This is a genomic window from Kitasatospora sp. NPDC056783 (assembly GCF_042789895.1).
Taxonomy (GTDB): Bacteria; Actinomycetota; Actinomycetes; order Streptomycetales; family Streptomycetaceae; genus Kitasatospora.
Genome location: NZ_JBHUAF010000441.1, coordinates 1 through 6,819, shown reverse-complemented (window position 1 = coordinate 6,819; position 6,819 = coordinate 1). Strand labels below are relative to the sequence as shown.

Annotated in this window: 6 protein-coding genes; 5 read left to right on the top strand and 1 reads right to left on the bottom strand. The window is 72.8% G+C overall.

Features of this window, described 5'->3' with window-relative positions:
• Positions 1 to 10: 10 nt before the first annotated feature.
• The gene (locus ACFRMQ_RS36230) at positions 11 to 655 is read right to left on the bottom strand and encodes a dihydrofolate reductase family protein (protein WP_380735084.1); all 645 of its coding nucleotides are present in this window, start codon (positions 653 to 655) and stop codon (positions 11 to 13) included.
• Between the two features lie 289 nt (positions 656 to 944).
• Between ACFRMQ_RS36230 and ACFRMQ_RS36225 the strand changes: the two genes are divergently transcribed.
• The 5 genes from ACFRMQ_RS36225 to ACFRMQ_RS36205 form a co-directional block, all read left to right on the top strand.
• Complete coding sequence (locus ACFRMQ_RS36225) at positions 945 to 2,015, top strand: phosphatidylinositol-specific phospholipase C domain-containing protein (protein ID WP_380735083.1); 1,071 nt, start codon at positions 945 to 947, stop codon at positions 2,013 to 2,015.
• A 122-nt stretch (positions 2,016 to 2,137) separates the two neighbouring features.
• Positions 2,138 to 2,530, top strand: a complete 393-nt coding sequence (locus ACFRMQ_RS36220; RefSeq protein ID WP_380735082.1) for a ribonuclease domain-containing protein — start codon at positions 2,138 to 2,140, stop codon at positions 2,528 to 2,530.
• A 146-nt stretch (positions 2,531 to 2,676) separates the two neighbouring features.
• Complete coding sequence (locus ACFRMQ_RS36215; RefSeq protein WP_380735081.1) at positions 2,677 to 4,002, top strand: MFS transporter; 1,326 nt, start codon at positions 2,677 to 2,679, stop codon at positions 4,000 to 4,002.
• Positions 4,003 to 4,176: 174 nt separating this feature from the next.
• Positions 4,177 to 5,016, top strand: coding sequence for an SAM-dependent methyltransferase (locus tag ACFRMQ_RS36210; RefSeq protein ID WP_380735085.1), 840 nt, complete (start codon positions 4,177 to 4,179; stop codon positions 5,014 to 5,016).
• Between the two features lie 409 nt (positions 5,017 to 5,425).
• Positions 5,426 to 6,819 (top strand): purple acid phosphatase family protein (locus tag ACFRMQ_RS36205; RefSeq protein WP_380735080.1); only part of this gene is annotated, 1,394 nt, incomplete at its 3' end.

The following is a 6,819-nucleotide window of genomic DNA, read 5'->3' as shown; positions in this document are numbered from 1 at the left end:
GGGGCGCCCGCTACCGCCGGGTGAAGGTGAGGTGGGTGACGCCGCTCGGGCTGGACACCGCCTCGGTGCGGAAGCGCTGCTCCAGCCCTTCGAGCCCGGCCCAGAGCGACTCCCCCCGGCCGAGCAGCACCGGCACCACGACCACGTGCAGGTGGTCGACCAGATCGGCCGCGAGGAAGGCCCGGACGGTGCTCGGACCGCCGCCGATCCGCACGTCCAGACTGCCCGCCGCCTCCCGGGCCCGGCGCAGCGCCTCCTCGGGGGAGGCCTCGAGGAAGTGGAAGACCGTCCCGCCGTCCATCTCCAGTGCGGGGCGCGGGTGGTGGGTGAGCACCACGACCGGGGTGTGGAACGGCGGGTTCGGCCCCCACCAGCCGCGCCAGTCCTCGTCCTGCCACGGCCCGCGCTGCGGGCCGAACTTGTTGCGGCCCATGATCTCCGCGCCGATGCCGTCGGCCCAGGCGCGGGCCATCGCGTCGTCCACGCCCGTGTCGCCGCCCTCCTCGCCGACCATCCGCCGGAACGTCCGGGTGCGGAAGAACCAGCCGTGCAGCCGGTCGGCGGCGTGGCCGAACGGCGCGTCGAGGCTCTGGCCCTCGCCCGTGCCGTAGCCGTCCAGGGAGATCGAGAAGTTGTGGACCCGGACCAGGGACATCGGCTTCCTCCGCTGCTGGCACCTCGGTGCGGGACCGGCCGCCGCACCCTGCTCGCGGGCCACGCTAACCCGGAGCCCGAACGCCATGACGCTCCGTCACCGCCGTGGGCGTGGCGGGCGGGGTGGATGTGGATCGGGTGGAGGAAGGGGAGGGGAGCGGAGGAGAAGCGGTGCAGTCGTCACGCTATTGTCGTGCCTTCTTCATCCGGGGCACGCCCGGGTGGGCGATGCTTCGTCAGGCTGCCCGGGACCAGGGCGGCCGACGGCCACGACCTGGGGGACGTTTCCGATGAACGCACGCCGCACCCTGACCGGACTCCTCGCCGCCGGCGTGATCGCCGCCGCCGCGGCGCTGATCACGACCGCCCCGGCGGACGCCACCCCCGGTGGCACGGGGGAGCTGCCCTTCGGCTCCGCGACCACCGTCGGCCTGCACAACACCTACGACCCGGCCGCCTACCGGTACCTCGCCCAGGGCCTGGACACCGGCACCGGGATGATCGAACTGGACCTCTGGCCCAACATCGTGACCAAGCAGTGGCAGGTCAGCCACTCCAACCCGTTCGGCAACTCCAACAACTGCACCGCCGCGAGCACCCCCGCGCAGCTGTACGCGGGCAGCGCCGACCAGAACCTGGAGAACTGCCTGGACGACGTCCGGGTCTGGCTCGCCGCGCACCCGGGCGCCGGACCGCTGGTGATCAAGCTGGAGCTCAAGCCGGGGTACTCCGCCGACTTCGGGATGGGCCCCGACCAGCTCGACGAGCTGATCGCCCAGCACCTCGGCTCCGCGGTGCTGCGCCCGGCCGACCTGCTGGCCAAGCCCGGCGGCGGCTCGTACCCGAGCGTCGACGAGGCGGTGCGGGCGGGCAACTGGCCGAGCCGCTCGGCGCTGGCGGGGAAGGTGCTGCTGTACGCGATCCCGGGCACCGTGGAGCTGGGCAACCCCTTCGACACCCTGCACACCGACGTCGAGCAGGGCCGGCACCTGCGCGACCTGGCGGCGGCCGGCCGGATCGGCCAGGCCGAGGTGTTCCCGTCCGTGCTCGGCGCCACCACCGGTGACCCGCGCGCCCGGTACACCGGCCCGGACGCCTCGATCCGCCCCTGGTTCGTGGTCTTCGACGGCGACGCCTCCACCTACGTCAACACCATCGACACCGGGTGGTACGACAACGCCCACTACCTGCTGGTGATGACGGACGCCCATCTGGTCGCCCCGGCGATCAGCAACACCGACCCGACGGCCGACCAGGCGCGGGCCCGCACCGAACAGTTGGCGAAGGCGCACGCGAGCATCGTCTCCAGCGACTGGCGCAAGCTGTCCTCGGTGCAGTCGCTGGTGCTGCCGCGCGGCTGAGTCCGCGAACCGAACCCGGTGGCTGACCAGGTCAAGGCACCTGAGGGTACGCCGAGTTGACCGGAGGTGAAGAGTCGGAACGGGGCTTCCGATGGCTCCGCCCGGTCGTCATCCTGGTTGTCATGAACCGAACTCTACGCGCGTGGAAGACCCGCGTCGCCGCCACCGCCGCCGTTGCCCTGGTCACCCTCGCGCCGATCGCCGTCGCCACCGAGGCGCACGCCGCGGTGAGCGGCTCGGTGTGCCTGTCCGCCCTGCCCGCCCAGGCCCACACCACCCTCGGCCTGATCGCCTCCGGCGGTCCCTTCCCGTACAGCCAGGACGGCGTCGTCTTCCAGAACCGGGAGGGCGTGCTGCCCTCGCAGTCGACCGGTTACTACCACGAGTACACCGTGGTCACCCCGGGTGCGCCGACCCGCGGCACCCGCCGCATCATCACCGGCAAGCAGTACCACGAGGACTACTACACCGCCGACCACTACGTGACCTTCCGCAAGGTCGACTTCGGCTGCTGACCAGGCCGCCGTCCCACCGCGGGACCCCCGGGCCCCGGCGAAGCACCCCGCGCCGGGGCCCGGGCGCACCCGCGGCCGGACGGCTCGGTCGCGCCCGGCCGCGAGGTGTGATTCCGCGGCGGGAGCAACGGTGCCATGCTGAGGCCATGACAGAGAGCAGTGCGGTGGCCCCGCTCCGTGAGCGGGTGGAAGTCGGCGGTCGGCGGCGGGAGTTGGCCGCCGCGACGGTCGGATCGGTGGTCGAGTCCTTCGACTGGAACATCTACGCCGTCCTCGCGCCCTACTTCGCGGCGGACCTCTTCGGGCACGGCAAGCACGGCGTCAGCGGCGTGCTCGGCGCGTACGTCACCTTCGCGGTGGGCTTCGTCGCCCGGCCGGTCGGCTCGTACCTGATCGGCCGGCTCAGCGACACGCGCGGACGGCGCTTCGCGCTGAGCCTCGGCATGGCCGTGATCGCCGTCGCGAGCCTCGGGATCGCCGCCGTCCCGGGCCAGCGGAGCATCGGGGCCTGGGCGGCGGCGCTGGCCGTGGTCGCCAGGGTGGTCCAGGGCCTCGCCTTCGGCGGGGAGGCGCCGAGCGTGGCCGCCTACGTCACCGAGACCGCCCCGCCGCGCCACCGCTTCGCGTTCAGCTCGGTCTCCTACGGCGGGATCATCCTCGGCTCGCTGCTCTCCTTCGGGGTGCTCACCCTGCTGCTCCGCACCCTCGGCAAGTCCGGCCTGGAGAACGGTGGCTGGCGCTGGGGCTTCGTGGTCGCCGCGCTGCTCGGACTGGCCGCCGTCTGGGTGCGGCGGCGGGCGCCGGAGAGTGAGGAGTTCCACCGCGCCCGCGAGCGCGCCCGGCACACCGCCCGCCCGCCGTTCCTGCGGACGCTGCGCGAGCACCGCTGGGCGGTGCTCACCGTCTTCCTCAACACCCTCGGCGGGACGGTCGGTTACTACTTCGCGCTGGTGTACCTGCCGCAGTACGCCGCCGCCTACCACGTGATCGGCAAGGAGGAGGCGGCCTCCTTCATGACCGTGGTGCTCGGCGTGGTGCTGGTCACCATGCTGCTCACCGGCGCCGCCGCCGACCGCTTCGGCCTGCTGCCGGTCGCCCGGATCGGCTTCGGGCTGCCGGTCCCGCTGGTCGGCATCCTGCTCGCCGGGCTGCGCCAGGGCTGGCTGCCGTTCCAGGCCGTCGCCGTGCTGCTGGGAATGCTGGTGGCGACGGTGCTGGGCACCCTGAACGTCTTCACCGGGCTGCTCTTCCCGACCGAGGTGCGGGCGGTCGGCCTCGGCGTGGTCAACGCCGCCACCATCGCCGCGTTCGGCGGCACCTTCCCGCTGCTCGCCGAGTGGCTGGGCGGCCGGCACTGGCTGGGCGTGATCCCCGCGTACGTCACCGTCTGCACCGCCGGCCCTGCCCTCGCGCTGCTGACGGCGATGAAGGTACCCTCCTTCGCCGCGGCCGTCCGGGATGCGGAAGGATAGGTTCACCGGACAGGGGAATCCGCCTGACGGACGATCACCCATTGTGGTTGAGTGGTCCGGACCAACGCCGAACTGGGGAGGACGAGCGTGGAGACCGACGCATCGGGCACCGACATACCGGACACCGACACTCCGGAGGACGACGTGCCGTTCGGCGGTGTGTCGGACAGCTGGCTGACCGACCCCGGCTTCGAGGAGCGGCCGCCGGTGGACCTGCACACCGACCGGGCGCACTCGGCCCGGGTCTACGACTACCTCCTCGGCGGCAAGACCAACTTCCCGGCCGACCGCGAGGTCGGCGACCGACTGATGGCCGACCTGCCCGGGGTGCGCCCGGACGTCACCGCCGCCCGCGCCGTGATGCACCGGATGGTCCGCCGGCTCGCCGAGGTGCACGGCGTCCGCCAGTTCCTGGACGTCGGCACCGGCATCCCCACCGCGCCCAACCTGCACGAGGTCGTCCAGGCCGTCGACCCGTCCTGCCGGGTGGTCTACGTCGACAACGACCCGATCGTGCTCGCCCACTCGCGCGCGCTGCTCACCAGCACCCCCGAGGGCCGCACCGCCTACGTCCAGGGCGACCTGCGCGAGCCGGAGCTGTTCCTGGAGGACCCGGGCGTGGTCGCGACCCTGGACCTCACCCAGCCGGTCGCACTGACCCTCGTCAACATCGTCCACTTCCTCTCCGACGAGGCCGCGCACCCGCCGGTGCGCAAGCTGCTGGACGCCCTGCCCGCCGGCAGCTTCCTCGCGCTGTCCGCCGGGACGGCCGACGTCGCACCGGAGCGGGTCGACGCCGCCGTCCGCCGCTACGCGGAGGCCGGGATCACGCTCCACTTCCGCTCCCGCGAGCGCGTCGAACGCTTCTTCACCGGGCTGGAGTTGGACGATCCGGGCATCGTCCTGATCAACCGCTGGCACCCTGATTCGGCGGCAGCCTCGGGCTCGGCCTCGGGCTCGGGCTCGGGCTCGGGCGAGATCGGACTGTACGGGGGAGTCGGCCGCAAGCCGTAGGCCCTCCTGGCCGTGCCCGGGAGCGAAGCCTGTGAAAGGGATCGTTTTTAGATGTTCATGTCGCTAAAGTGACTGGCCGTCGAACCCCTCACTCGACAGGCGGAGCTTCCATGACCATCCCACGCAGGTCCGTCCTCAAGGGCACCTCGGTGGCCGGAGCCGCCCTGGTGACGGCGGGTCCGGTGGCGGCCGCGCAACCCGCGGCCGCCCGACCGGCCGACGACGCCCCCGGGGGGGGGGGGGCGCGGCGGGGGTGCGGGGGGGGGGGGGGGGGCCCCCCCACCCCGCGCCCCCCCGACCGGCCGACGACGCCCCCGCGAGTCCACTGCTCCAGGCCACCCCGCACCGCGCCGGAACGGCCGGCGTCATCGGACTGCACCTCCAGTTCGGCACCGACGCCGGCACCGAGATGACCGTCTCCTGGCTCACCCCGCAGACCGTCCGCCGCCCGCAGGTGCGCTACGGCACGCCGGACGGCGGCCTCGGCCGGGTCGTCGACGCCGAGACCCGCACCTACCGGGACTCGATCGACAAGGTCGAGGTGTACGTCCACCACGCCCGGCTCACCGGTCTGCGCCCCGGCGCCACCTACCTGTACAGCGCCGGCCATGACGGTGCCACCCCCGAGACCGGCACCTTCACCACCGCCCCGCGCGGCCGCGCGCCCTTCACCTTCACCAGCTTCGGCGACCAGGGCACGCCCAACCTCCGCCGCAAGGTCGACTTCCCCAATGGGGTGCCCTCCCCGCTCGGCCGGTTCCCGGTGTACACCAGCACTCAGGTCGGCTCTTCGGCCGCCGCCGACATCGTCGCGGCCGTCGAACGCGTCGGGCCGCTGTTCAACCTCGTCAACGGCGACCTCTGCTACTCCTCCTACTCCGGACGCCACGGCATGAGCCGCACCGCGACGTGGGCCGACTGGTTCATCGGCAACAGCCGCTCGACCCGGCTACGGCCCTGGATGCCCTGCGTCGGCAACCACGAGGGCGAGGGCGGCAACGGCCCGATCGGCGCGCTCGGCTACCAGGCCTACTTCTCCCTGCCCGACTCCGCGGCCTCGGCCGACCAGGAGACCCGCGGCATGTGGTACGCCTTCACCGTCGGCTCGGTGCGCTTCATCAGCCTGGCCAACGACGACGAGGCCATCCAGAACTCCGGCGACATCTATCTGCGCGGTTACTCCGGCGGAGCCCAACGGCGCTGGCTGGAGCGGGAGTTGAAGGCGGCGAGGGGAAGCCGGGCGATCGACTGGATCGTGGTCTGCATGCACCACCCGATGATCTCCAGCTCGGTGAGCGGCTCCGGCAGCGACCTCGGCCTCCGGGAGGCCTGGGGCCCGCTGTTCGACGCCCACGGGGTCGACCTGGTGGTCTGCGGCCACGAGCACTACTACGAGCGCTCCCACCCCGTCCGCGGGACCCTGCCCAACGACACCCGCACCCCGGTGCCCAGCGAGACCCGCACCGACCTGATCGACACCGGGCGGGGCACCGTCCACATGATCATCGGGGCCGGCGGCAATGCCGCCACCACCCAGGACGACCTCTTCGAGCAGCCCAAGGGCCGGGTGGTCGTCGGGCTGGAGGAGCAGCGGCCCGGGATGCCCTACCGGGAGTCGGTCTGGGTGGCCGAGGACGCGCCCTGGGCCGCCGTCCAGGACCGCACCCACACCCACGGCTTCGCGGCCTTCGACGTCGACCCGGGCACCCAGCGCGGCGGCACCACCACCATGAAGGTCACCTACTACACCTTCGACGGGCCGCACGGCGACCTCACCCCGGTGGACGCCTTCACCCTGTACCC

Excerpts from the sequence above, each read along its gene's own strand:
- ACFRMQ_RS36230 (WP_380735084.1), bottom strand. The coding sequence starts at position 655 with ATGTCCCTGGTCCGGGTCCACAACTTCTCGATCTCCCTGGACGGCTAC.
- ACFRMQ_RS36225 (WP_380735083.1), top strand. The coding sequence starts at position 945 with ATGAACGCACGCCGCACCCTGACCGGACTCCTCGCCGCCGGCGTGATC.
- ACFRMQ_RS36220 (WP_380735082.1), top strand. The coding sequence starts at position 2,138 with ATGAACCGAACTCTACGCGCGTGGAAGACCCGCGTCGCCGCCACCGCC.
- ACFRMQ_RS36215 (WP_380735081.1), top strand. The coding sequence starts at position 2,677 with ATGACAGAGAGCAGTGCGGTGGCCCCGCTCCGTGAGCGGGTGGAAGTC.